The organism is Erwinia sp. HDF1-3R (assembly GCF_039621855.1).
Lineage (GTDB): Bacteria > Pseudomonadota > Gammaproteobacteria > Enterobacterales > Enterobacteriaceae > Erwinia.
On sequence record NZ_CP155071.1, the window covers coordinates 2,084,776 to 2,108,235 of the forward strand.

Genomic DNA, 23,460 nt, shown 5'->3' on the forward strand with positions numbered 1-23,460 from the left:
CAACCCTTTAGACGTAAAGTTATGTCAAACTTTAAGCAATAAATGTGATCGGACCCGCACCAGACTGCATATCCATTAGGTAAACTTATCTTACTTTGGGGTGGATTCTGCCCCGCTTTGCTTCTGGAGGTGGATTATGAAACGTAAACATGCACATTACGCGGGTAACGCGCTGATGGTATTGGGTTTGGTGGTGATGCTGGCTGGCATTGCTTTTGCCGTACTGAACCAGCTTCCTCAGCTCCAGATGCCGCAGCTGATGATCCAAGGTTCAATTCTTAGCATTTTCATCGGCGCGCTGCTGTGGCTGGTTGGCGCGCGCATTAGCGGACGTGAAAAGATAACCGATCACTACTACTGGGTGCGCCATTATGGCGATGAGCGCTGCCGTCGCCCTTCCGGCAACCATCACGGACATCAGTAATTCTGCCCCCACAGCTTCGTTTTTATGGAACTGTCGTGATAGCTCACCGTAAAAGTGGCGCTGTAAATCACGTCCTGGCAGGAGGGCATAAAAGCCAGCGTTTGAAGGGAATTAGTATTCGCCGGTGGGAACCGGGTGGCAGGGACGATCAGCGTTTGCTGTTCAGCTAGCGCGAAAGAAGTGGGACGGGCGAACCCGTCCCACGTTTATTAATGCTCGAACATCGCAGAAATAGACTCTTCATTGCTGATGCGACGAATCGCTTCAGCCAGCATGCCAGAGAGCGTAAGGGTACGCACGTTTGGCAGCGCCTTAATCTCTTCCGGCAGCGGAATGGTGTCGCAAACCACCACTTCATCAATCACCGAATGACGCAGATTTTCTACCGCATTGCCTGAGAAAATAGGGTGCGTGGCGTAGGCAAATACGCGTTTGGCACCTCGTTCCTTCAGCGCCTCGGCAGCCTTACACAGCGTGCCGCCGGTATCGATCATATCGTCAACCAGCACGCAGTCGCGACCCGCCACGTCACCGATGATGTGCATCACCTGAGAGACGTTAGCACGCGGACGACGCTTGTCGATGATCGCCATGTCGGTATCATTCAGCAGCTTAGCGATAGCACGGGCGCGAACCACGCCGCCGATATCCGGGGAAACCACAATCGGATTCACCAGACCAATCTGCAGCATATCTTCCAGCAGGATTGGGCTACCAAATACGTTATCAACCGGGACGTCAAAGAAGCCCTGAATCTGCTCTGCATGCAGATCCACGGTCAGGACGCGGTCAACACCGACGCTGGAAAGGAAGTCAGCAACCACTTTGGCGGTAATGGGGACGCGGGCAGAACGCACGCGACGATCCTGACGGGCATAGCCAAAGTAGGGGATGACGGCGGTAATACGGCCGGCGGAAGCGCGACGCAGGGCATCAACCATCACAACCAGTTCCATCAGGTTGTCATTGGTAGGGGCACAGGTGGACTGGATGATGAAAATATCACCACCGCGTACATTTTCATTGATTTGTACGCTCACTTCACCATCACTGAAACGACCGACGGCGGCGTCGCCCAGGCTCGTGTAAAGGCGGTTGGCAATACGTTGTGCTAGTTCCGGGGTGGCGTTACCAGCAAAAAGCTTCATATCAGGCACGAGAAGAACCTCAGGCTTTGCGTCCAGAGAATGAACAACATCGTTAGCGGCACTGGGCGGTATACCGCTGACGGGTTCATACGGGTGTAGTAAAGAGTAGCCTGCGCATCAGGAACGGGCGATGCGACAAATTACTCTGATGACTCAGAAAGGCGGCGGTGCAGCGGCGAGATATTAACGCCTCGCGCGACAAACCCCGGCCACTTTTCCGAAGCCAGCTCAAACACCTGGCGGGCAGAGCACTCGGTGTCGAATTCGGCAAACACACAAGCGCCCGTTCCAGTCAGGCGCGACGGCGCGTATTCTAGCAGCCAGGAAACAAGCTGTTCAACCTCACGAAAACGTTTTCTTACTACTGGCTCACAATCATTGCTGAAATCAGCCCGTAATAACTGACTGATTTCACGTACGGGTGTGGTGCGATGAAGCTCGGGATCGTTGAAAACGACAGGGGTGGAAATGTTCACGCCGGGATGCAGCACCAGGTACCATTTCTCCTCCGGATGGACCGGCGTAAGCCGTTCGCCAACCCCTTCTGCAAAGGCGGCAAAGCCCTGAACAAAAACCGGCACATCAGCGCCCAGCGTCAGGCCCAGCGCCGAAAGTTGCTCAGGCGTATAGCCCGTTTGCCACAGATGATTCAGGGCCACCAGCACGGTGGCCGCATCGGACGACCCGCCGCCCAGACCTCCGCCCATTGGCAGCCGTTTTTCAAGGCTGATTCGGACGCCCGCCCCGGTTGAAATACGCCCTGCCTGCAGGGCGCTTTCCTTCAGTAGCGAAGCCGCGCGAAAGATCAGATTATTTTCTTCGGCCACGCCCGCAACGGGCGTGACCAGGCTGATTTTGCCGCTAACGTTCGGTTCAAACGTCAGTTCGTCACCGTAATCCAGAAACTGAAACAGCGTTTGCAGGTCATGATAGCCGTCTGGCCGACGGCCGGTGATATAGAGAAACAGGTTGAGTTTAGCGGGTGCAGGCCACGTCGTGCGGCTCAGCGCCGGCTGAATATCGCCAGGTTTCATTTTACCGTCCAGCTGTCCATCTTCAGCTTGATACGCTGGTTGCCTTCCTGGAGTTCCAGATTAGAGGGCAGGGTAGGATTAAGTTTATTGTCATATCCCTGATAGGTGACGGTCCACTTCTGACCGTTACGGCTGTAGTTCACCTGGCGCAGGCGGTACTGATCATCCAGGGCATAGTCGGTTGAATCGCCCGGCAGGCCGAGGATCCACTGGCGCAGGCTGTTTAATGGAATGTCCATACCGGTAAGCTGCGAGATCATTTTTTCCGCATCGTTGCTGACGTAGCGCTTGCCTTTGTTATCCACCAGCTGTACCACGCTGCCCTGTGCGTCCAGCTGGAGTTCAGTGCTGCCGAGCGGGTTAGTCAACAGCAGGCGATAGCGATCGGGCGCGGTCTGCTGCCAGTTAAAACGGGCATAAACTTTCTGGCTATCGGAGAGATAGGCAAAAGCGCCCCGGGTTTGATAATGGGTTATTTTCTCTACGGATTGCTGGTGCTGTTGCCATTGTGGAGAGGTAACACTCTGCCCTGGCCCCTGGGGTTTATTAACGCTACAGGCAGCCAGCAGGACGCTGGCAAGCGGGAGAAGCCGCATCAGGCGGCGATTCTGCATAAACATAGGGGGTCAGCTCCTCAGACTTATCACGGGCGTTCATGCCCAAAGTAACCGTCCACGCTATCTACTCAACGGCATGCGGTCAATGCTCAATTTGTCTTATTTGCCCCTCAATGACTATATCTTGTTACAGCCTGTGGCGAAGGATGGCTTTTCTTGATCTCGCGCATCTTGTAGAATGCGCCTCACAAAACCCTATCAACAGTGGGATATCCCCAACCAATCACCATGACGTTGCTGGCACTCGGAATAAATCATAAAACGGCTCCCGTCGCCCTGCGTGAACGCGTTACGTTCTCGCCGGAGACGTTGGATCAGGCCCTTAACAGCCTACTGGCTCAGCCGCTGGTGCAGGGCGGCGTCGTGCTGTCTACCTGTAACCGGACCGAGTTATACTTAAGCGTCGAGCAGCAGGAAAATCTGCAGGAACAGCTGGTGAAGTGGCTGTGTGACTACCACGGCCTGAGCGCCGATGACGTGCGCAAAAGTCTCTACTGGCATCAGGGCGATGAGGCGGTCAGTCATCTGATGCGCGTGGCCAGCGGGCTGGACTCGCTGGTGCTGGGCGAGCCGCAGATCCTCGGGCAGGTGAAGAAGGCCTATGCCGACTCCCATCGCGGACACTCCCACTCCAGCGAGCTGGAGAGAATGTTCCAGAAATCCTTCTCCGTCGCCAAACGCGTGCGGACGGAAACCGAGATCGGCGCCAGTGCCGTGTCCGTTGCTTTTGCTGCCTGTACGCTGGCGCGGCAAATTTTCGAATCCCTGGCGACCGTGACCGTCATGCTGGTGGGGGCAGGCGAAACGATTGAGCTGGCGGCCCGGCATCTTCGCCAGCATGACGTGCAGAAACTGATTATCGCCAACCGCACCCGTGAGCGCGCACAGACGCTGGCCAGCGAGGTGGGGGCAGAAGTGATTGGCCTGGCGGAGATCGACTCGCGTCTGGCCGAAGCCGATATTATCATCAGCTCCACCGCCAGCCCGCTGCCGATCATCGGTAAGGGCATGGTTGAGCGCGCGCTTAAGCAGCGCCGCAATCAGCCCATGCTGCTGGTCGATATTGCGGTTCCGCGCGACGTCGAGCCGGAAGTCGGCAAGCTGGCGAATGCCTATCTTTATAGCGTGGATGATCTTCAGGCGATTATCGAAAGTAATATGGCCCAGCGTAAGGCCGCGGCGGTAGAAGCCGAAACGATAGTCCTGCAGGAGAGCGGCGAGTTTATGTCGTGGCTGCGCGCGCAAAGCGCCGTTGAGACCATCCGCGACTATCGTGCTCAGGCTGACGAAGTGCGTGCCGGGCTTGAAGAGCGGGCGCTGGCCGCGCTTGCGCAGGGGGGCGACCCTCAGCAGGTGCTGCGCGAAATGGCGCATAAGCTCACTAACCGCTTGATCCACGCTCCAACAAAATCTCTTCAGCAGGCTGCCCGTGATGGGGATACCGAACGCCTGCAGATTTTACGCGACAGCCTCGGGCTGGATTAGCGTTTTCGCCTCTTTGAATACAAGGTAAAACAAGATTAATGAAGCCTTCTATTGTTGCCAAACTGGAAGCCCTGCAGGAACGCCATGAAGAAGTGGAGGTCATGCTGGGTGATGCGGGCGTAATTGCCGATCAGGAGCGTTTTCGTGCACTCTCGCGGGAATATGCTCAGTTGACCGACGTGAGCCAGTGTTTCCGTCGCTGGCAGCAGACTCAGGATGATATCGCCACCGCGGAAGAGATGCTGGCGGACCCTGAAATGCGCGATATGGCTCAGGATGAGCTGAAAGAGGCGCAGGCGGCCAGCGAAGGGCTTGAGCAGGAGCTACAGGTTCTTCTGCTGCCGAAGGACCCTGACGATGAGCGCAACTGCTACCTGGAAGTGCGCGCGGGAACCGGCGGCGATGAAGCGGCGATTTTCGCAGGCGATCTGTTCCGCATGTACAGCCGCTACGCGGAAGCCCGTCGCTGGAAGATAGAAGTGCTGAGCGCCAACGAAGGCGAGCACGGCGGCTATAAAGAAGTGATTGCTAAAGTGATCGGCGACGGCGCCTATGGCCGCCTGAAGTTTGAATCCGGCGGCCATCGCGTTCAGCGCGTACCGGAAACGGAATCGCAGGGACGTATTCACACCTCCGCCTGCACCGTGGCGATTATGCCCGAGCTGCCGGAAGCAGAACTGCCGGATATCAATCCGGGCGATCTGAAAATCGATACCTTCCGCTCCTCGGGCGCGGGCGGTCAGCACGTTAACACCACCGATTCCGCCATCCGTATTACCCACCTGCCAACCGGCATCGTGGTGGAGTGCCAGGATGAGCGTTCCCAGCATAAAAACAAAGCCAAAGCGCTGGCGGTGCTGGGTGCGCGTATTCGCGCGGCGGAAATGGCCAAACGCCAGCTGGAAGAGGCCTCCACGCGCCGCAACCTGCTGGGCAGCGGCGACCGCTCGGACCGCAACCGCACCTATAACTATCCGCAGGGGCGCATTACCGATCACCGCATCAACCTGACGCTTTACCGTCTGGATGAGGCGATGCAGGGTAAGCTCGATATGCTGATCGAACCTATCGTTCAGGAATATCAGGCGGACCAGCTGGCTGCGCTGTCCGAGCAGGATTGATGGAGATTCGTCAGTGGCTGCGCGCCGCCATCGCCCGCCTGCCGGGCAGTGACAGCGCGAAGCGCGATGCACAAATTTTGTTGGGGTTTGTCACCGGCAAATCCCGCAGCTGGCTGATGGCCTTTGACGACCAATTGCTCAGCCCTGAGCAGCTGACGCAGCTGGAGGCGCTGCTGCTGCGCCGGGCTGCCGGCGAGCCGGTGGCGTATCTGACCGGCGAGCGCGAATTCTGGTCCCTTTCCCTGCTGGTTTCCCCTGAGACGCTGATCCCCCGTCCTGACACCGAGCTTCTGGTTGAACAGGCATTGCAGCATCTGCCTGCCACGCCTGCGGCGGTGCTTGATTTAGGCACCGGTACAGGTGCCGTGGCGCTGGCTATCGCCAGCGAGCGGCCCGACTGCCGCGTCATCGGTGTGGATCGCATCCCTGGCGCCGTCAGGCTGGCGGAATGCAATGCGCAGCGCCTGGGCATTACCAACGCCACCTTTTCCCTCAGCGACTGGTTTACCGCCCTGGAGGCGTCGCACTTCAATCTTATTGTCAGTAATCCACCCTATATTGATCGCGATGACGTTCATTTGCAGCAGGGCGATGTACGCTTTGAGCCAGCCAGCGCGCTGATCGCTGACGATAATGGCCTGGCTGACATCGCGCTGATCGCGGCTCAGGCCGCAAGGTATTTGCTCCCTGGCGGCTGGCTCCTGGTTGAGCACGGCTGGCAGCAGGCGAAGCGGGTACGGCGTATTTTACTTGAAAATCACTTTGTACAGGTGGACACCCTGCAGGATTACGGCGGGAATGACCGCGTCACCCGTGCACAGACTCCCTTACAGAGGAACTAAACATGATCGCATGGTACAGCCTGATTAAAAACCTTCATCTTCTGACCGTGGGGATCACCGCGCTGATGCTTGTGCTGCGTTTTTACTGGCTCCAGCGCGGTTCGGCGATGCTACAGCAGCGCTGGGTGCGCATCGTGCCGCATCTGAACGATACGCTGCTGTTGCTTTCAGGTATTCTGTTGGTGGTGATAACGCATTTTTACCCGTTTACGCCTCAGGGAGCCTGGCTGACTGAGAAGCTGTTTGGCGTTATCATCTATATCGCGCTCGGATTTGTGGCCCTCGGGCGGCGTCCCCGGGCGCAAAAAGTACGCTGGATTGCATTTATTGTGGCGGTTGCGACGCTGGTGATTATTTACAGACTGGCTACAACCAAAGTGCCACTGTTGGGGATTTTATGACGTCGATAGCAAATGTAGATCTCACAGCGCTTCCGCTCTGTGAGGCGGTGATCGCCGCGATGCAGGCGATTCGCCCCGATTTTCCTGCTGATGACGTTAATAAGCAGCTGGCTGCGCTGGTGAAAGAGGCCCGCGACCAGCTACCGGGTCAGTTAGAACAGGATCAAAAGCTGGAAAAGCTGATTGAGCTGTTTTGGCAGACATGGGGTTTTGGCGGCGCGAGCGGCGTTTATCGCCTGTCGGATACGCTGTGGCTGGACAATGTACTGAAAACGCGGCAGGGCACGGCCGTGTCGCTGGGGGTGATTTTCCTGCATATTGCCAGAGAGCTCTCTCTGCCGCTGATGCCGGTGATTTTCCCCACGCAGCTGATCCTGCGGGCGGACTGGCTGGATGAAGAGATGTGGCTGATTAACCCATTCGACGGCGAAACGCTGAGCGAACATACGCTGGAAGTGTGGCTGAAAGGGAATATTGGTCCGATAGCCGAGCTGTATGATGACGATCTGCAGGAAGCGGAGTCGCATCTGGTGTTAAGCAAAATGCTGGACACCTTAAAGTCGGCGCTGATGGAAGAGAAGCAGATGGAGCTGGCGCTGCAGGTCAGCCAGGTGCTGGTGCAGATGGATCCGGAAGATCCCTATGAAATCCGCGATCGCGGGCTGATTTTTGCCCAGCTGGATTGCGAACATATTGCGCTAAACGATCTGGCCTATTTTGTTGAACAGTGCCCGGAAGATCCGGTTAGCGAAATGATTAAGCTACAGATCCACTCAATTGAACAAAAGCAGATTACGCTGCACTAATCTGTTTTTGCCGCCGTCACCCGGGTGCCAGCGCGCGACTGTGTGAAAGTGACGGGCGACTATTTTCTGCATGGATAAGGCGATTACATGAAACAAAAAGTGGTTAACATTGGTGATATCAGGGTCGGTAACGATCTGCCGTTCGTCCTGTTTGGTGGTATGAACGTGCTGGAATCGCGCGATCTGGCGATGCGTATTTGCGAGCATTACGTCACCGTTACGCAGAAGCTGGGTATTCCTTACGTTTTTAAAGCCTCTTTTGATAAGGCCAACCGCTCCTCCATTCGCTCCTACCGTGGGCCAGGTCTGGAAGAGGGGATGAAAATTTTCCAGGAGCTGAAGCAGGCGTTTGGCGTGAAAATCATTACCGACGTGCATGAAGCCAGCCAGGCGCAGGCCGTGGCGGACGTGGTGGATGTTATCCAGCTGCCCGCCTTCCTTGCCCGTCAGACCGATCTGGTAGAAGCCATGGCGAAAACCGGCGCGGTGATCAACGTGAAGAAACCGCAGTTCGTCAGCCCCGGGCAGATAGGGAATATTGTTGAGAAGTTTGCCGAGGGCGGCAATGAGCAGGTGATCCTGTGCGATCGCGGTGCCAACTTTGGCTACGATAACCTGGTTGTGGATATGCTCGGCTTTAACGTTATGAAGCAGGTCTCTAACGGCAGCCCGGTGATTTTTGACGTTACCCATGCGCTCCAGTGTCGTGACCCCTTTGGCTCCGCGTCTGGTGGCCGTCGTGGTCAGGTCACCGAACTGGCCCGTGCTGGCATGGCCGTGGGTCTGGCAGGTCTGTTTATTGAAGCGCACCCGGATCCGGCTAATGCAAAATGCGACGGCCCGTCAGCGCTGCCGCTTGATAAGCTTGAGCCATTCCTGGCACAGATTAAAGCTATCGACGATCTGGTGAAGAACTTCCCCGCGCTGGATACCAGCAGCTAGTTGAAATAAAGCGGGCTCCATCCCGGAGCCCGCTTTATTGTGCACGTTCCCGCGCTTCAGAAGCTTTACATCCCTTCCTTACCGCTACAGCATAATGGTCATCAGATACCCCACAAACAGCGCCAGGTGTGCCGCGCCGTTCAGTACATTGGTTCGTCCGGTCGAGAAAGAGATCTGACACAGCAGCAGGGCGGCAACCATCACCACCATTTGCGATGACTCAAGCCCAAATATCAGCTGCTGACCGGTGAGGGTAGCGATAATGGTGACGGCCGGTACGGTCAGAGAGATAGTCGCCAGCACGGAACCAAAGAAGAGATTCATGGCGCGCTGCACCTGATTTGCCAGCACGGCTTTGATTGCGCCCAGCCCTTCGGGGGAGAGGATAAGCAGCGCGACCAGGAAGCCGGTAAACTGCTCAGGCGCATGTAATTCGGTTAGCAGTGATTCCAGCGTGTTGGCATTCATCTTGGTGACCGCAATGACCGCGACCAGATGGACAATCAGCCAGAGGGTATGCCACAGGCTGGAGTGGGCTGAAGGCTTGCCATGATGGGGATCGTCGCCCTCGTCTTCATGCTCGTAAACAAACAGGCTCTGATGGGTCTTGGTCTGGATCAGCAGGAATACGCCATACATCGCCGCAGAAAGGGCTGAGATTAACAGCGCCTGTCCCGGCGTAAAGTTTCCGCCGGGCAGCGCGTTAGGAAACACCAGCACCAGAATACCCAGTGGAAAAATGGCGATCAGATACTGCTTCACCCCGGCCAGATTGACATACTGGGTCGCAAATTTACGCCCCCCCAGCAGCAGCGCGGCCCCCACCAGTCCACAGGTCACAATCATGATGATTGAGTAAAGCGTGTCGCGCATCAGCGCGGGCGCGGCATCACCCGTCGCCATCAGGGCTGAAATCAGGCTAACTTCAAGAATGACTACCGACAGGCTGAGGATCAGGGAGCCGTAGGGTTCACCCAGTCGGTGGGCAAGCACGTCAGCGTGACGCACCACGCTAAAGGCGCTGCCCAGGATGGCGACCAGCGCCAGCAGGTTAATTCCTACCACAACGGATAGTGAACCTGATGCACCCCAAAACCAGAGTACGGCCAGCGCGGCGAGGGGAAGAATAAGCGAGTACTCGGTGTGGCGTGTTTTGCCGCTGTCGTTCGAACTCATAGGCATTTGACCCTTTTATTTAATGGTTAACCCGGGAGGCAATGGCTGCGTAAGCTTCTACAATAATGGTAATAAGTGGTGATAATACAAGCGGTCGCAGTATAAGGCCTGACGGGGTAAATTACCTAATATTTTACGAAATATTACCGAATGGCACTTTTTTTAGTTGAAGGCGTTATTTTTGCGGTCTGGCATCTTATCTCACTGTATCTAATCGGATATTAAAATTATTTGTTGCGAATTATACGCAGAAAAAATGCTTTTTCAGCCGTGGTTTGTACCCGTGTTGCGGGCTTTATCGGTTTTAGAAGCTTAACGGCCTGTAAAGCACTAAATGGCGATCTGACAGGATCGATACCAGGCTGGTAACAGTGATAAAAGAGGAGATCACCAATGCCATATAAAACCCGTTCGTCCCTGCCGGATAGCGTTAAAAATGTGCTGCCCGCACATGCGCAGGACATTTATCAGGCAGCCTTTAACAGCGCCTGGGAAGAGTATAAGGATAAAAAAGAGCGTCGCGGCGATGAGTCTCAGGAAGAGGTCGCACATAAAGTTGCCTGGGCTGCGGTAAAGCACCAGTATCAAAAGGGTGATGACGATAAGTGGCATAAGAAGTAATACGGCCAAACCTGGAGCAGGGGACAGGTGGAGTGTGAAGGGGTTGTAAGCAGGAAGCTGCCAGAAGAGTCTGTAATTTAAATTGTGTATCTGCCTGTTTTTGATATCTTCACTCCAACAACGGAGACAGGCAAATTATGGACGAAAAGAAACTCAGGGCCCTTGCGACTGAACTGGCTAAAGGCCTTAAAACCGAAGCCGATCTCAATCAGTTTTCCCGTATGCTGACAAAGCTTACCGTTGAAACAGCGCTTAATGCTGAGCTGACTGATCACATCGGCCACGAGAAGAACGCCCCCAAAACAGGCTCCAATACCCGTAATGGCTACTCGTCAAAAACCTTGCTTTGTGATGATGGTGAGATTGAAATCAGTACGCCACGCGATCGTGAAAGCACCTTCGAACCGCAACTGATAAAGAAAAATCAGACACGTATCACCCAGATGGACAGCCAGATTTTGTCCCTGTACGCCAAAGGCATGACCACGCGAGAAATCGTCGCCACCTTCAAAGAGATGTACGACGCGGATGTTTCACCCACGCTGATTTCTAAAGTCACCGATGCGGTTAAAGAGCAGGTCACAGAGTGGCAGAATCGCCCCCTGGATGCACTTTATCCCATTGTTTATCTTGACTGTATTGTTGTAAAAGTTCGCCACGGTGGTAGCGTGATTAATAAAGCCGTCTTCCTCGCACTGGGCATTAATACCGAAGGCCAGAAAGAGCTCCTGGGCATGTGGCTGGCAGAAAACGAAGGCGCAAAGTTCTGGCTCAGCGTGCTGACGGAGCTTAAAAACCGGGGCCTTCAGGATATCCTGATTGCCTGCGTGGACGGTCTGAAGGGCTTCCCGGATGCGATAAACAGCGTTTATCCCCAAACGCATATCCAGCTGTGCATTATTCACATGGTGCGTAACAGCCTGAAATACGTGTCGTGGAAGGACTACAAAGCCGTGACTGGCGGGCTGAAAGCGGTATATCAGGCTCCAACAGAAGAGGCGGCGTTAATGGCTCTGGAGCAGTTCGCAGGGGGCTGGGACGATAAATACCCGCAAATCAGTAAAAGCTGGTATGCACACTGGGAAAATCTCAATACGTTTTACAATTATCCACCGGATATCCGTAAAGCTATTTACACTACGAACGCCATCGAATCGCTGAACAGCGTGATCCGTCAGGCAATAAAGAAACGCAAGGTGTTCCCGACGGATGACTCGGTGCGGAAAGTCATTTATCTGGCGATCGGGGATGCTTCAAAAAAATGGAATATGCCGATCCGAAACTGGCGGCTGGCGATGAGTCGCTTTATTATCGAGTTCGGTGACCGCCTGAGCGATCACCTTTAATGTGGTGGCAGTTACACAGAATTATTTACAGGCTCTGCCAGAAAGTTGCTACTGTTTACTTCACTGTAGCTCCGTCAAATCATGTTAATATCTTGAATCACTCAGAAATTAAAGTACGTCTGTTGAGACGTACTTTAATTATAACAACCTGACTTTCTATTCTGGACTGGATTCATCCTCAGACGTGTATGTTCCCTCAAAAGGATCTGTCCACTTATAGTTATTATAAAATAACGTTGCTACATCACCCGTATCCCAGAGTAGTGTTCCGCCTCCACTGGAGTCAATCTTCCATTTACCACGGGTATTGTTGCTAAACTCAATGGTTCCCTTAGCATAACAGGGGGAGTAACGTTCATGGGTAGTGAAATTCAGAGGCACAGGATAGGCATAAGAAAAGAATTCTCCCACATCTTTTTCTGTGATTTTAAAAACACGGCAACCCTCCTTCACATTTTCTGACTCATCTTCACTTTTTCCTGTTTCGTGAATTTTGATTTTTATTATTGTCCTGGTTGCAGTATGGTCTGCAAAAGCCACATTCATGGTAAAAATCAAACCCAATATGGAAAGTATTTCTTTTACCATCGGGCTGTACCTGCTTCTGTCTTAACTTTATATGATACTTCTGGATGTCTGAAGATTTCAGTCATTGATACTTTCAGCGTGTCAGTAAGTTCAGCTATGAGCCATCTTAAAGAGCGGTTTTGTGCATCACATACTTTTTCATAAACTGCGTTTTCCCCTTCTCCTGAAGTGGGTTTCCCTACAATTTCTATTCCCGGAGAGTCACCGTTAGCAGGGTATCTTTCCGGATAAGGCTTCTTCTGTTCTAACCGGGAGAGTTGTTTATACTTATTAAGTAGCGGGTTTAATGTGGTAAATGCTGAAGGTGTGCATGTCTTTTCCATATAACACCTGGATCTTATCTTACCGACATGGTTGGTGACTTTAAATACAGAAGCTATCTGGTAATTAGTACCATCTTTATCTATCAGGAAATGAGCTCCGTTTGCACCCGTATTTTTATAACTATTAAAAGAGCTTTCTGCAGTGGAGCCTCCCGTCTGATGTACAACAATCCCGTTAACTTTATCCATTTTTGAGCGCTCTATCGTAATGAATCGCTTTACAATAATACGTTCCGCATCCATTAAACCATTTTCATCAATGAATAACATTTATCCTTCCTTGTATTACCAGTAGTTAAATTACCGTATTGGCTTTAATGTCATACTCTGAGGAAATCGTACCTGCGGCATTTCCCACTGCATTCTGCAGAATATAATCCATTGCTACTCTGGAGAAAGTCAGACTTACAGCCTCGCGCGGTACGCGCATGGTATTGTAGTAAACGGGATGCACTCCAGTGATAAGAATATCCTGAAGCGTAAGGCGCAGAAACTCCAGATGTGAGCATCCGGCTTTGCGTATAGTCATAAGCGCTTCAGGAATATATTTTCCGGTCAGGCAAAATTGAAGAAGGTTGAGGCTGGATTTGTCAATATAGTGTTCAAAATGAAGGTCATCAAAAGTACATTTTCCCGTACCACCGCCACTGCCCGAATGCATATTCAATGTCTGACTAACAGACCAGTCCCAGTTTAGTATCTCGATCTCCCCTTTGTGTGTGAAATCCTGAGATTCTCCATCGATACCATTAAATTTTATAAAAATACCCTGAGCCATGATCCTTCATCCTTGTATATATAATAATTTACCCATGCTGTTGCCATTCCTTTCGGGTTCGCAGGCGTATCAGATCGCCTTCGAATTCAGCAAAGGTTGCCAGCACGTGAAAAACATTTCCCTCTGTCCGGGACACTCTACCGTTCAGAAAATAATCAGTAAAGCGTTATCGGCAGACTGGCAGCGGCGGGTTGATATTATTTTCCGGCGCTCAGCACAGAAACAAAACAGGTAGTGAACGCGCTTCTGACCAGTGAAAACGCTATATGACTGAACGGATCTATACCCCAGCATTGCATCCATTATGCGAAACAGTGCGCTTTAACGCCCTTCAGCGACACTCAGAAGCCGCCCGGCAACCGGGCGCTTAAGTTTGCCTTAGTGCTGCCGATGATCTCAGTATTGAAAGATTTACTTTTGTGATGACCATCACCCTTGATTGCAAAGTCTGAATGACATAGGGTCAGTGTTCATAACCAAACGATAAGTGGGTTAATTATTCATAGTTAAAGCATTGAGCATATCATGCAGCATTGATGCTCACGGGCAGGGGAGAAGGTCTATGTTGACGCGGGATTTCTTATTAAAGGCGGATTGTAAAACGGCTTTTGGCACCATTGAAGAATCGTTGTTATGGACCTGCGAACAGCGGGCTGCTTCGCTGGCCGCCACACTGGCCTGTCGCCCCGACCACAGCCCGGTATGGATTTTTGGCTATGGCTCGCTGATGTGGAACCCTATTTTTGAGTCAGAAGAGACGGCGGAAGGCACGCTACGCGGCTGGCATCGTGCCTTTTGCCTGCGCCTTACCGCAGGGCGAGGGACGGCCACGCAGCCCGGACGCATGCTGGCCCTGAAGGATGGTGGCCAGACGACGGGAGTGGCGTTCAGGCTGCCGGAAGAGACGCTGCATGAAGAGCTGACGCTGCTCTGGAAGCGTGAAATGGTGACGGGCTGCTACCTGCCCACCTGGTGCGAACTGGCGCTTAACGATGGGCGTCGGGTCACCGCGCTGGCCTTCGTAATGGATCCGCGCCATGCGCTGTACGAGTCCGATACCTGCCCCACGACCACCGCGCCGCTGATCGCCCAGGCCAGCGGCCCACTGGGGAGCAATGCGCAATACCTGTTTTCACTTGAGCAGGAACTGAACAAGCGCGGCCTCTATGACGACTGCCTGACCGGTCTGGTTCAGCGCGTTCGTGAGCTACAGCAGTGCCACGTCGGGCGGGTGGGTTAACCCCACCCCCAGTCACCCTCCGGGATTAATCAGCCAGGTGCCTGCGCGATCGATCTCCAGTTGCTGAGCATGAACGCCTTCGCCGGAATGCACCTCAATTTTATAATGGCCCGCCGCCAGGTTGAGCGAGGCGTAGCCGCTATTATTGGGCTTAACGTCTACCGGCGCGCCGTTTAGCATCACGGTCTCGCCATGGGCCAGCCTCAGATAAACCGTCGCCAGCATGGGGGCGGAGTGGGGCACTGAGGCAGTGGCAGACGCGCTGGCAGCCTGGGAAGAGGATTCGGTCCCCGAGGGGAAAGCAGACTGTTCAGCGCGCTCTGTCGGCCCGCTTTGGTTGAGCATAGAAACCAGCGCCACCACCGCCACCACGGCAACGCCGCAGAGGATCAGCAGCGGCCTGGACAGCTTGCGGATCCTCTGCGGGGTATCTGCCGTCACTGGCCGCGCAGCCGGGTTGATCGCCACGGCTACCGGTTCGGGTTCCGCATCCGGCAGCGGCTCAAATATCTCGTCTGCCAGCGTCAGGTGCGACGGCGCGCAAACCAGCTCTTCGACGGTGCTGACCGGTAACTCAATCAGGGCGGCGAGTTCATCAATTGACTGCGGCCTGTCCTGGGGTTTCATCATCAGCGCCCGATCAATGGCATTGAGCAGCGACAGGGAAAAGCCCGCCGGGCGCAGCTGCGTCAGCGGCTGATAGCGGTCCTCAATACAGCGCACCACGCTAACCGGCGGCGGCGCTCCGGTGACCAGCGTATGCAGTACGGCACCCAGCGCATAGATATCGGTCCACGGCCCCTGGTCGCTGTCACTCTCCTCGCTGTACTGCTCAATGGGCGCGTAGCCCGGCTTAAGCATAATTTCGGTCTGGTCGGAGAGGTTACCAATTTCTTTTCGGGCCGAGCCGAAGTCCAGCAGCACCGGCAGCTGGTTATCCTGGATTTGGATATTATCCAGCGAGATATCCCGATGCAGAAATCCGCCCTGATGCAGGGTATTGATCGCGCCAAACAGCGGCGGCAGCAGATGCCGTATCCAGGCATCATCAATCGACTCCGGTCTGGCCGACTGCCAGGCTTTCAGCGTGGTGCCGCTGTAGTACAGCGTCCCCATGTAGGCGGTGCCGTTCTCCTCCCAGAAGCGCAGGACGTGCAGCAGGCCAGGATGGTTAAAGCGCGCCAGCAGGCGGGCTTCGCGTATAAAGCTGCTCAGGCCAGCGGCAAAAAGTTTCTGATAGCGCTCGCCCCGCAGAACAATCTCTAAATCTTCCCCGCGCGAAGCGAGAGAGATCGGCAAATATTCCTTTATTGCAATGGTGCGTTCAAGCAGGTGATCCCATGCGCGATAGACAATCCCAAAGCCGCCCCCGCCAATCACTTCTTTAATCTCAAACTCGTTAAAACGGTGGCCCGCCGGAAGGGCGCTGGGCACATTTTTTGTCTTTTCGTTCGCCGACATAGTAACCACTCTCTAAGTGCGGGTCAGTTAACGGTGCGCCAGGCACCAATTGCCGGATCGGCCAGATCGGCATGCAGGTCATCAACCAGCAGCACGGTAACTTTTGTTTTCGGATCGATAATCGCAGCCCAGGCTTTACGCATAGTTTCCACGCGCGTCCTGACTGCACCCGCATCCGTTGCCTGGCGTCTGTCCATCTTCACCAGCAGGGTGCCATCAAATGACCAGACATGGTGTGCCGTATCAAAGGGCAGCAGCAGCCAGCTGTCCGGCGCACCTTTCCTGCTGACAACCAGCCGCTGGTTATTGGCGGCAGTGATATCCAGCGATCCCGCCGCCGGATGAATATTTTGCAGCGGAAAGCCCTCGTAAAACTCCACGTTTACCCGCTCATTTTTACCGTCATGAGTGAGAGTCAGCTCACTTTTTCCTTCCAGCCACCCCTGGGCGGGGCAGCGCAGGCCTTTACCATCCGGTATAAACAGCGACTGGCCGTTTTTGTCCCACCAGGTGCGGAAATGACAGCCGCCGGGCAGGTCAAAGTGCTGTAAAGGCTCGGCGTTGGCCGGCTGCGACAGGTCCAGCGGCTCGGCGTTACCGGCAGTTGCCGCAGGGGTGCCGTCCGCCAGCACGATAGGGTGCCATTTCTGCTCCTTTGCCGCCGTTCCCGTAGCCAGAACGGCCCCGGTCTCTGTGGTCATCTGCCAGGGAAGCTCAAGAAGCTTGCTACACTGGTTCTGTAGCAGATTGCCTACCCTGGGCAGAAAGGTGTTCAGCACGCTGGACTCGCTGGCCTTGCCTGAGACGATACGCAGATGAATATTCTCATGACACCAGTCTTCAGGTGCGTTGCTGTCAACGTTGTCGATATACACCTCCAGCGCGAGACTGGGCGAGTAAACCGCGCGATAATCCTCTGCCTGTGCAGTGGCAGCAAATAACACTATCAGGGTGGCGGGCAACCAAAATTTCATAGCGTTCCTTGTTGTGACTTACGCGGCGGTAGAAAACGAGCGGAATCCGCCATGGATTGAAAAAGGGTGGTTTCCTGGGGTGAGCCGACCCACACCGCAACGGCGCTCAAATTGTCATTTTTCTCACTGCGATTGATCGCTTTCTGCATCAGCGCCAGCCACTCCTGCGGAGAGTTCACCATGCGCAGGGCCTGCTCCATCTCCTGGGATGTCAGGCTGCACCAGAAACCATCGGTACAGAGTAAAAAAACGTCGCCATCCTCAAGCGGCATCACCTCGCTGTAGCTTACCGGCTGACTTCCCGCTACGCCGAGCGCATTATAAAGTAAATTACTGTTAATTCCGGTATTTTCATAGCCCGCATCCTTCATCTGTTGCACCAGACTATGGTCGCGCGTGACCCGATGAATAAATCCCCGGCGGAAGTGATAAATGCGGCTATCCCCGGCATGCACCCACCATGCGCGCGGGTCATCACGATCAATAAACAACGCCGCGAGGGTGGTACTCATATGCGCAAAATTCGGATTATTCTGCTGCGCCTGGTGGATGGCCTGCTCGGCGATAGCGATCCAGCCTGCGGTCTCTTCCGGGTTAAGCGGTGCATCAACGGCTAATTGAGTAAGCAGGGCATCCCGGGCAAGCTCAGCCGCTTTACCGCCACCTTCATTCCCTGCCACGCCATCGCAGACCAGAAAACAGGCGCGGTGCTCACCCGGCAACGCGCCGGTTTCATCCTGATTGGTTTCGCGCGCACCCGTTTGCGAGGTCGAGGCAAAATTAATGTTCATTTTCATCCGCTTGAATTTGCGAGTCTTTATACTGATTAACTTCCATATCATACGCCTGAAGGAACGCTTCACCGAAAAGCGTATGGAAATCATCTTCAACCTCACCTGAGGTCTTTTGATAATGGCGCATGAAATAATCCCACATCGCTGCTTTGCGGGTGATGCTGAGGCCCATGCGCGAGAGATTACCGTCGCGTTTCGCATTCTCCTCCAGGCGCTGAGGATTGAACGATTGCAGCATGGCGGCAATGATCGCTCTGATGCCGGCAATCATTCCCAGCTGGTGCGCCTGTAAATCGACCAGCGCATCCCTGACCGCCTGTTCAGGCGGCATAAAGCCCGGCATCTGGCTCTGGTAAATCTGCATCAGGACCGTTTTACCGGAAGGCAGGATCTTAAACGGGTTGTTGGCTTCGTTGAGGATCATGGTCATCTCGGCTTTTACGCCCCGCTTGAGGATCGAACGCGATGAGAGCAGCGCGACCGTCCCCTGCGAAAACAGGCTGAGCATACGGCCGGTAATGCGCATCTGATCCTCGGTCACCTGGCTTTTACCCGGGCCATAATCCAGCCCCATACCCTCCATAAGTGCGGCCAGCAGGCGCTGCTCGTTACCCTGAGCAGGATAATGCCCGGCTGGAGGAGGGGTATGGCTGACCGGATCAATACCCAGCCGGGCGGAGTGCTGTCGGTTCATACGGGCAGCCAGCTGCTCGGGACTTAAGGTATCGGCAGGATGAATGACGATCGGCGCTTCGTCTTCCAGAATGCCCAGCGGATCGTCGCCGGATTCGTTGAGGGGGGTAAATAATGAGAGCGGGTCGAGAGGGTTTTGGGGTTCTTCATGCTCGCGGGCCGGGTCACAGACGGCGATTTGATAATCACCAATACCCAGCAGATCGCCATGCTGAAGCGTCGTCTGACTGCCGCGCGCCAGCGGCATATGGTTGTGCAGCACGGCAATCACGCTGCCGTGATTAGTCAGACGACACTCGCCGTTGCAGGTAACCTGCACCACCGCCTGCAGGCGCGATATCGCACGATCGGCATCGGGCAGCACAAGATCGTTATCGGCGCTGCGCCCAATCGTTCCGCCGGGCGAAACAAATTCGCAGGCGGTAACGGGGACCTCGGTGCGGCTTTCAACAATGGTAAATCGCATTCGCTTTTCCTGAGCCAGGGCCATAAGGCCAGCTAACATTACTCAAACATCGGTGGATAGAGTCCATTTCGACCCGGCTGCGCCACGGCGTCCGGGTCGAACAGTTGCGAAAATAATTGGGCGGTCAGATTGCCGCTGTGCTTATGGCTGGCCAGCGGATATCCATCGCTCTGGTTTGTCCACCAGTAGCTGGTGTACTGCATCGGATCAAAACGGAGGGCGACCTCGCGCCATGCCAGCGTGCAGGGCAGATCCTGATAGCCAAGCACGTCCATAATATCCGAACGACCGGTATCGGGAAGGGCCAGCGGCGTTAATGTGGAAAGCGCGGCTTCCAGCAGATCGGGGGAAGCCGACTGGACCACGCCCTGATAAAGGGTTTCCCCCAGCGTTCGGAACCACTCACCGGAGACGGCCAGCTGGGCCGGATGCCACAGGCTTACCGGTACGCTTTGTAACGCCAACAGCGGCCAGGTGCGCCCGACGCGGTCACAGGAGGGCAGCAGGCAGCCAATTTGTATTCGCTGTACGCCCAGCGTAGCGGGCAGGGCAAAATTCCATACCGGTGCGCGACGGAAGAGTTGGCTGCCCCCTTCACTGTGCTGGTGCCAGTGGGCCATGCCCAGCTGAAACCAGTTAGACCAGCTTGCTACCGTGCTCGCTGACAGTCGGCGCTGCAGAAAGTCACCGGTTCCAGGCAGTTTGCCATACCATCCCAGGTCATATTTTTCTGACATCGCGATGGCCTTATTCATTAGCGATCAATTACTGCGAGCCCTGTTCGGCGGCGGGCGCAGCAGGCTGAGGATCGGTACCGTTCAGTTTTAGCGACAACCTTCCCATCATCAGAACATTGTCCCGCGCATACGGCGAAGTCAGAATCTGACGGTCAAGCAGCTGGCTGAGGTGCCAGTCAAGCTGTTGCAGCTGGCGCGTGGTCACGTCGGCAGGCAGGCTACGCTGAAGATTTTGCATCACCCAGCCGCGCAGAAACTCGCCGTCATAGCTTCTGGGCTGATATAGCATCTGATAGGCGCGCAGCGCATTACGGCTGAACTCGCTATCCTGACCATTATCATTGCGCAGCGTGGCCGTTATCGTCTGTGCCACACGCGGCAGCAGCAGCGTTTTCAGCGCATTCTGATAAATGCCCCAGGCGGCGTCGCTCACCTGATTGCCCCGGTACAGCCCGGCACGCATGCTCAGAGGTGGCGCATCCAGGGAAAACTGGTTGCTTTGCGGCAGGGCGATCAGACCGTTTAAAAAGGGTAGCAGATCCAGGATATCGCCGCTGTTGCTGCTGACCAGCCCTTTTGCCTGCTGATTGATCGGTTTTAATCGCATATCAACCTGCTGCAAATATTGCTGATTTTTATAGTAGCTGGTGCCCCACAGCAGGGTGGCGATCACCAGCGCCAGCGCCATTGAGGCATATCCTGCCCAGTGCAGCAGGCGATTTCTGTGCTCCCATGAGCGATCGCTTCCCGCCAGGGCGCTCTCCTGAAAAATAATCCCGCTCAATAGCTGGTGGATAAAGTAGCCCTGGCCTTTGTTGGCTGGAATGGGAGCACTGCGATTAACCTGGTCCCAGCTGGCGATGGAGTGGGAGCCGGGTTGCGGCAGCTGTAGCTTGCGGGTTAGCTGACCCATAATGCGGTCGAACGGCAGACCTTCCTGCGTTCCGCTGGTGAAAAACACCCCGCGTACCGGCCACGAGACGGGCTCGTTATCGGCAGAAAAGACGATATCAAGGTATTCCGCCAGCAGCGTACGCAGCGTGGCAAACTCCTGCGGGAACAGAAAACTCTCGGCGCGCAGGGCGAGATCCCTCTCTTCGGCCATAATCCCCGCAAGATTGTCTGTCAGACGGCTGGATAGCGCTCTGAACTGGCTGTCGAACAGGGTGTGAAGTGCGGCTTCGCTCTCTCTCTGCGCACTCCAGGGAAAGGTAAAGCCCCACACCTGTTCGCGCTGATCCTTATCCAGTCTGGAAAAGTAGCTCATAAAGCCCTTCAGCAAATCCGTCTTCGTCACCATGATGTAGACCGGAAAATGAATACCGGTTTGCTGGTGCAGCTCCGCCATGCGCTGACGCAGTGCGGTGGCCTGGGCAAAGCGTGCCTCAGCTGAATCACTCAGCAGGTCGGCCACGCTGATGGTCATAATCACGCCGTTAATCGGCTGGCGGGTACGGTAGCGTTTAAGCAGCGTGATAAAGGTCTGCCATTCACTGGCATCGCGCGCCCGCTGACTTTCCTGAAGCGTATAGCGGCCTGCGGTATCAAGCAGCACGGCTTCATCGGTAAACCACCAGTCGCAGTGGCGGGTGCCACCCACGCCGCGCAGCGCAGTTTTACCCAGGCTGTCACTAAGAGGAAACTGTAAACCGGAATTAATCAGCGCGGTCGTTTTACCGGCTCCCGGCGCGCCTACGATCATGTACCAGGGCAGCTGATACAGATGCTGTGCGCTAACGCGCGACAGCCAGCCCTGCGATTTTTTCTGCTGGCGCGTCGGGAAATGGGCTTTTTTCAGCAGCGTGGCCGCTTCGTTAAAGCGGCTGCTTAACAGCTCTTCCGTGGCGGCCTGTTCAGCGTGATCGACGCTCTGCTTTTGCAAATTAGTCAGCAGTTTATTGTTGAACCAGGTCCGATAAAGCTGCGGGATAAGCTGAAACATGATCCACAGGAAATAGCACATCCCTATGACCACCTGGCGGTTCATGCTGCTTTCCAGCCAGTGCATACCGCTGAAGGAGAGCAGCGGACCCATGATCCAGATCAGCGCGGAGAGCGCGGTAATGCCGATGAAACTCCACAACAGTCGGCTTAAGAACAGGGTTGAGAGGGCGCCTGGCATCAGTATTTTCCCGTTTTGCTGGTGGTGCTGGCCTGTATCTGTGGTGCAGGAAGCAGCGTGATTTCCACCCGTCGGTTTAGCGTACGGTTCTCAATGCTGTCGTTAGGCAGAAGCGGACTGCTGTCGCCTCTCCCTTCACCCCGGATGGTGTGGCCAGGCTGCTTCATCTGCTGGTGCAGCCGGGCAGTAATCACCTGCGCCTGCGCCTGGGATGATTCATAGTTTGAGGAGTAATGGCTGTTGCGGGCAGGGCGGTCATCGGTGAAGACGCTGACCAGCACGCGGCCCTGGATGCTGTCCATCGCCGCCGCCACCCGGGAGATAATCGCCCGTCCCTGAGGCATCAGGTCGCTGCCGTCACGGGAAAAGAGCGTATCCAGGGGAATAATCACCCTGCTGCCTTCCGTACCATCCGTTACGTCGAGCTGGCGGGCAGATATCAGGTCGCCCAGCCGATCGCGCAGATCCAGCAGGGCCTGGCTTGACGCACTGCGACGGCCAATTTCGCCTTTCGGCAGCGGCGTTTCCCAGATAGCGCGCAGCAGAGGTTCCGCCGCGTTACCCAGCCGCCAGTTCAGCCCGGTGTAGATCAGGCAGGCGATAAAGGCGGTCAGGGTGATACAGGCCCAGAGCGGCACGGGCGGCCGCCACAGGCTATGCTGCACGGTGGGAAGCAGGGGCTGCATGGCGGGTAGCGGAGGCTGGACGCCACGCGTATTAGCGATCAGTTGTCCCAGGCGGCTTCGCACCCCGTCACGCTGAGTGCGGCCCTGATCGATACTCCGGTAGCGGCCCTCATATCCCAGTAACAGAATGTAGTGGATAACCTCCAGCAGCCATAAATGCTGCGTCGGCGTTTGTGAAATCCGTGACAGGAGCTGAAAGACCTTCTCCCCGCCCCAGCTTTCATTATGAAAGGTGATCAGCAGGCCATTACCGGACCAGATGCCGCGCGTTCCCCACGGCGTCTGCGCGGCGGCTTCATCCAGAACGCTGCACAGGCAGTAGCGGGCGCCCATAATCATGTCGAAAGGCAGGCCAGCTCGCTTGCTGCGGGATTCAAACTGGCGGATCTCATCAATCAGCTGCTGGCGCAGACCGGCGGGGTCGTCATGCGTTGCCGACAGGCGGATTTGCACAATCGCATTCAGCAGCGGCGAGGCGGCGGCTAGCAGCGGATTATCCTGGCTGACAGAGGTTGGGAGGTCGGTCGTATTTTCCAGTGTCATCAGGATATCACTGTCTCAGCCAGGGGGCAGCTGCGGGGCAGCCACCCTGTGCTTATCATCGAATAGAGAATCATCGCCTGTCCTGACTCACA

General features: G+C 55.2%; 24 protein-coding genes. 10 read left to right on the top strand and 14 right to left on the bottom strand.

The window, feature by feature from the left end; translation table 11 throughout:
• Positions 1-136: 136 nt before the first annotated feature.
• A complete protein-coding gene (gene ychH, locus AAGR22_RS09600; RefSeq protein WP_067703379.1) occupies positions 137-424 on the top strand; it encodes a stress-induced protein YchH in 288 nt (95 codons plus the stop codon).
• A 209-nt stretch (positions 425-633) separates the two neighbouring features.
• Here ychH and prs read toward each other — a convergent pair whose 3' ends face one another.
• From prs to lolB, 3 genes are all read right to left on the bottom strand, one after another.
• The gene (prs, locus tag AAGR22_RS09605; RefSeq protein WP_156484946.1) at positions 634-1,581 is read right to left on the bottom strand and encodes a ribose-phosphate diphosphokinase; all 948 of its coding nucleotides are present in this window, start codon (positions 1,579-1,581) and stop codon (positions 634-636) included.
• Positions 1,582-1,712: 131 nt separating this feature from the next.
• A complete protein-coding gene (ispE, locus tag AAGR22_RS09610; RefSeq protein ID WP_345831370.1) occupies positions 1,713-2,606 on the bottom strand; it encodes a 4-(cytidine 5'-diphospho)-2-C-methyl-D-erythritol kinase in 894 nt (297 codons plus the stop codon).
• Positions 2,603-3,226 (bottom strand): lipoprotein insertase outer membrane protein LolB, encoded by a 624-nt coding sequence (lolB, locus tag AAGR22_RS09615; protein WP_345831371.1) that lies wholly within the window; start codon positions 3,224-3,226, stop codon positions 2,603-2,605. Before lolB ends, ispE begins: the two co-directional genes overlap by 4 nt.
• Positions 3,227-3,451: 225 nt before the next feature.
• Here lolB and hemA point away from each other — a divergent pair, with 225 nt between their 5' ends.
• The 6 genes from hemA to kdsA all read left to right on the top strand — a co-directional run bounded on the left by hemA (position 3,452) and on the right by kdsA (position 8,820).
• The gene (gene hemA / locus AAGR22_RS09620; protein ID WP_067703392.1) at positions 3,452-4,708 is read left to right on the top strand and encodes a glutamyl-tRNA reductase; all 1,257 of its coding nucleotides are present in this window, start codon (positions 3,452-3,454) and stop codon (positions 4,706-4,708) included.
• A gap of 38 nt (positions 4,709-4,746) precedes the next feature.
• Positions 4,747-5,829 (top strand): peptide chain release factor 1, encoded by a 1,083-nt coding sequence (gene prfA, locus AAGR22_RS09625; RefSeq protein ID WP_067703396.1) that lies wholly within the window; start codon positions 4,747-4,749, stop codon positions 5,827-5,829.
• Positions 5,829-6,671: a peptide chain release factor N(5)-glutamine methyltransferase gene (gene prmC, locus AAGR22_RS09630; RefSeq protein WP_345831372.1), complete on the top strand. Its 843-nt coding sequence runs from the start codon at positions 5,829-5,831 to the stop codon at positions 6,669-6,671. The genes prfA and prmC overlap by 1 nt, the downstream gene beginning before the upstream one ends.
• A 2-nt stretch (positions 6,672-6,673) precedes the next feature.
• Entirely contained in the window at positions 6,674-7,072 is a 399-nt protein-coding gene (locus AAGR22_RS09635) for a SirB2 family protein (RefSeq protein WP_067703402.1), read from the top strand.
• On the top strand, positions 7,069-7,878 hold the full coding sequence (gene sirB1 / locus AAGR22_RS09640) for an invasion regulator SirB1 (RefSeq protein WP_067703406.1): 810 nt from the start codon (positions 7,069-7,071) through the stop codon (positions 7,876-7,878). Before AAGR22_RS09635 ends, sirB1 begins: the two co-directional genes overlap by 4 nt.
• An 87-nt stretch (positions 7,879-7,965) precedes the next feature.
• Positions 7,966-8,820, top strand: coding sequence for a 3-deoxy-8-phosphooctulonate synthase (gene kdsA, locus AAGR22_RS09645; RefSeq protein WP_345831373.1), 855 nt, complete (start codon positions 7,966-7,968; stop codon positions 8,818-8,820).
• A gap of 84 nt (positions 8,821-8,904) precedes the next feature.
• On the opposite strand, the gene chaA is transcribed toward kdsA, so the two are convergent.
• Positions 8,905-9,996, bottom strand: a complete 1,092-nt coding sequence (chaA, locus tag AAGR22_RS09650) for a sodium-potassium/proton antiporter ChaA (RefSeq protein ID WP_345831374.1) — start codon at positions 9,994-9,996, stop codon at positions 8,905-8,907.
• A gap of 393 nt (positions 9,997-10,389) precedes the next feature.
• Between chaA and chaB the strand changes: the two genes are divergently transcribed.
• Both chaB and AAGR22_RS09660 read left to right on the top strand, forming a co-directional pair.
• Entirely contained in the window at positions 10,390-10,617 is a 228-nt protein-coding gene (gene chaB / locus AAGR22_RS09655) for a putative cation transport regulator ChaB (protein WP_345831375.1), read from the top strand.
• 137 nt (positions 10,618-10,754) lie between these two features.
• Positions 10,755-11,963 carry an IS256 family transposase gene (locus tag AAGR22_RS09660; protein ID WP_345831376.1) on the top strand — a complete coding sequence of 403 codons (1,209 nt, stop codon included), beginning with the start codon at positions 10,755-10,757 and terminating at the stop codon, positions 11,961-11,963.
• A 156-nt stretch (positions 11,964-12,119) separates the two neighbouring features.
• Here AAGR22_RS09660 and AAGR22_RS09665 read toward each other — a convergent pair whose 3' ends face one another.
• The 3 genes from AAGR22_RS09665 to AAGR22_RS09675 are packed head-to-tail and all read right to left on the bottom strand — an operon-like array spanning position 12,120 to position 13,652.
• Complete coding sequence (locus tag AAGR22_RS09665) at positions 12,120-12,551, bottom strand: hypothetical protein (RefSeq protein ID WP_345831377.1); 432 nt, start codon at positions 12,549-12,551, stop codon at positions 12,120-12,122.
• Positions 12,545-13,144 carry an N-acetylmuramoyl-L-alanine amidase gene (locus AAGR22_RS09670; RefSeq protein WP_345831378.1) on the bottom strand — a complete coding sequence of 200 codons (600 nt, stop codon included), beginning with the start codon at positions 13,142-13,144 and terminating at the stop codon, positions 12,545-12,547. The genes AAGR22_RS09665 and AAGR22_RS09670 overlap by 7 nt, the downstream gene beginning before the upstream one ends.
• Positions 13,145-13,169: 25 nt before the next feature.
• The gene (locus tag AAGR22_RS09675; RefSeq protein WP_345831379.1) at positions 13,170-13,652 is read right to left on the bottom strand and encodes a type VI secretion system tube protein Hcp; all 483 of its coding nucleotides are present in this window, start codon (positions 13,650-13,652) and stop codon (positions 13,170-13,172) included.
• A 562-nt stretch (positions 13,653-14,214) separates the two neighbouring features.
• On the opposite strand from AAGR22_RS09675, the gene AAGR22_RS09680 reads away from it, so the two are divergent.
• A complete protein-coding gene (locus AAGR22_RS09680; RefSeq protein WP_067703423.1) occupies positions 14,215-14,892 on the top strand; it encodes a gamma-glutamylcyclotransferase in 678 nt (225 codons plus the stop codon).
• Between the two features lie 12 nt (positions 14,893-14,904).
• On the opposite strand, the gene AAGR22_RS09685 is transcribed toward AAGR22_RS09680, so the two are convergent.
• The 7 genes from AAGR22_RS09685 to icmH are packed head-to-tail and all read right to left on the bottom strand — an operon-like array spanning position 14,905 to position 23,368.
• Positions 14,905-16,353, bottom strand: coding sequence for a serine/threonine-protein kinase (locus AAGR22_RS09685; protein WP_067703426.1), 1,449 nt, complete (start codon positions 16,351-16,353; stop codon positions 14,905-14,907).
• Positions 16,354-16,376: 23 nt separating this feature from the next.
• Positions 16,377-17,327, bottom strand: coding sequence for a hypothetical protein (locus AAGR22_RS09690; RefSeq protein WP_067703429.1), 951 nt, complete (start codon positions 17,325-17,327; stop codon positions 16,377-16,379).
• Complete coding sequence (locus tag AAGR22_RS09695; RefSeq protein ID WP_067703730.1) at positions 17,324-18,118, bottom strand: PP2C family serine/threonine-protein phosphatase; 795 nt, start codon at positions 18,116-18,118, stop codon at positions 17,324-17,326. The genes AAGR22_RS09690 and AAGR22_RS09695 overlap by 4 nt, the downstream gene beginning before the upstream one ends.
• Positions 18,108-19,280, bottom strand: coding sequence for a type VI secretion system-associated FHA domain protein TagH (gene tagH / locus AAGR22_RS09700; protein WP_067703432.1), 1,173 nt, complete (start codon positions 19,278-19,280; stop codon positions 18,108-18,110). Before tagH ends, AAGR22_RS09695 begins: the two co-directional genes overlap by 11 nt.
• Positions 19,281-19,318: 38 nt before the next feature.
• Positions 19,319-20,017, bottom strand: a complete 699-nt coding sequence (gene tagF, locus AAGR22_RS09705) for a type VI secretion system-associated protein TagF (protein WP_345831574.1) — start codon at positions 20,015-20,017, stop codon at positions 19,319-19,321.
• A 28-nt stretch (positions 20,018-20,045) separates the two neighbouring features.
• On the bottom strand, positions 20,046-22,139 hold the full coding sequence (gene tssM, locus AAGR22_RS09710; protein WP_067703435.1) for a type VI secretion system membrane subunit TssM: 2,094 nt from the start codon (positions 22,137-22,139) through the stop codon (positions 20,046-20,048).
• Complete coding sequence (gene icmH, locus AAGR22_RS09715; protein ID WP_345831380.1) at positions 22,139-23,368, bottom strand: type IVB secretion system protein IcmH/DotU; 1,230 nt, start codon at positions 23,366-23,368, stop codon at positions 22,139-22,141. Before icmH ends, tssM begins: the two co-directional genes overlap by 1 nt.
• Positions 23,369-23,460: the final 92 nt, after the last annotated feature.

Coding starts and splice junctions, on each gene's coding strand:
- AAGR22_RS09685 (WP_067703426.1), bottom strand. CDS start 16,353: ATGTCGGCGAACGAAAAGACAAAAAATGTGCCCAGCGCCCTTCCGGCG.
- AAGR22_RS09675 (WP_345831379.1), bottom strand. CDS start 13,652: ATGGCTCAGGGTATTTTTATAAAATTTAATGGTATCGATGGAGAATCT.
- AAGR22_RS09695 (WP_067703730.1), bottom strand. CDS start 18,118: ATGAACATTAATTTTGCCTCGACCTCGCAAACGGGTGCGCGCGAAACC.
- lolB (WP_345831371.1), bottom strand. CDS start 3,226: ATGTTTATGCAGAATCGCCGCCTGATGCGGCTTCTCCCGCTTGCCAGC.
- tssM (WP_067703435.1), bottom strand. CDS start 22,139: ATGCCAGGCGCCCTCTCAACCCTGTTCTTAAGCCGACTGTTGTGGAGT.
- ispE (WP_345831370.1), bottom strand. CDS start 2,606: ATGAAACCTGGCGATATTCAGCCGGCGCTGAGCCGCACGACGTGGCCT.
- AAGR22_RS09680 (WP_067703423.1), top strand. CDS start 14,215: ATGTTGACGCGGGATTTCTTATTAAAGGCGGATTGTAAAACGGCTTTT.
- tagH (WP_067703432.1), bottom strand. CDS start 19,280: ATGCGATTTACCATTGTTGAAAGCCGCACCGAGGTCCCCGTTACCGCC.
- AAGR22_RS09690 (WP_067703429.1), bottom strand. CDS start 17,327: ATGAAATTTTGGTTGCCCGCCACCCTGATAGTGTTATTTGCTGCCACT.
- ychH (WP_067703379.1), top strand. CDS start 137: ATGAAACGTAAACATGCACATTACGCGGGTAACGCGCTGATGGTATTG.
- AAGR22_RS09635 (WP_067703402.1), top strand. CDS start 6,674: ATGATCGCATGGTACAGCCTGATTAAAAACCTTCATCTTCTGACCGTG.
- chaB (WP_345831375.1), top strand. CDS start 10,390: ATGCCATATAAAACCCGTTCGTCCCTGCCGGATAGCGTTAAAAATGTG.
- AAGR22_RS09670 (WP_345831378.1), bottom strand. CDS start 13,144: ATGTTATTCATTGATGAAAATGGTTTAATGGATGCGGAACGTATTATT.
- sirB1 (WP_067703406.1), top strand. CDS start 7,069: ATGACGTCGATAGCAAATGTAGATCTCACAGCGCTTCCGCTCTGTGAG.
- prfA (WP_067703396.1), top strand. CDS start 4,747: ATGAAGCCTTCTATTGTTGCCAAACTGGAAGCCCTGCAGGAACGCCAT.
- chaA (WP_345831374.1), bottom strand. CDS start 9,996: ATGAGTTCGAACGACAGCGGCAAAACACGCCACACCGAGTACTCGCTT.
- icmH (WP_345831380.1), bottom strand. CDS start 23,368: ATGACACTGGAAAATACGACCGACCTCCCAACCTCTGTCAGCCAGGAT.
- tagF (WP_345831574.1), bottom strand. CDS start 20,017: ATGTCAGAAAAATATGACCTGGGATGGTATGGCAAACTGCCTGGAACC.
- prmC (WP_345831372.1), top strand. CDS start 5,829: ATGGAGATTCGTCAGTGGCTGCGCGCCGCCATCGCCCGCCTGCCGGGC.
- kdsA (WP_345831373.1), top strand. CDS start 7,966: ATGAAACAAAAAGTGGTTAACATTGGTGATATCAGGGTCGGTAACGAT.
- AAGR22_RS09665 (WP_345831377.1), bottom strand. CDS start 12,551: ATGGTAAAAGAAATACTTTCCATATTGGGTTTGATTTTTACCATGAAT.
- hemA (WP_067703392.1), top strand. CDS start 3,452: ATGACGTTGCTGGCACTCGGAATAAATCATAAAACGGCTCCCGTCGCC.
- AAGR22_RS09660 (WP_345831376.1), top strand. CDS start 10,755: ATGGACGAAAAGAAACTCAGGGCCCTTGCGACTGAACTGGCTAAAGGC.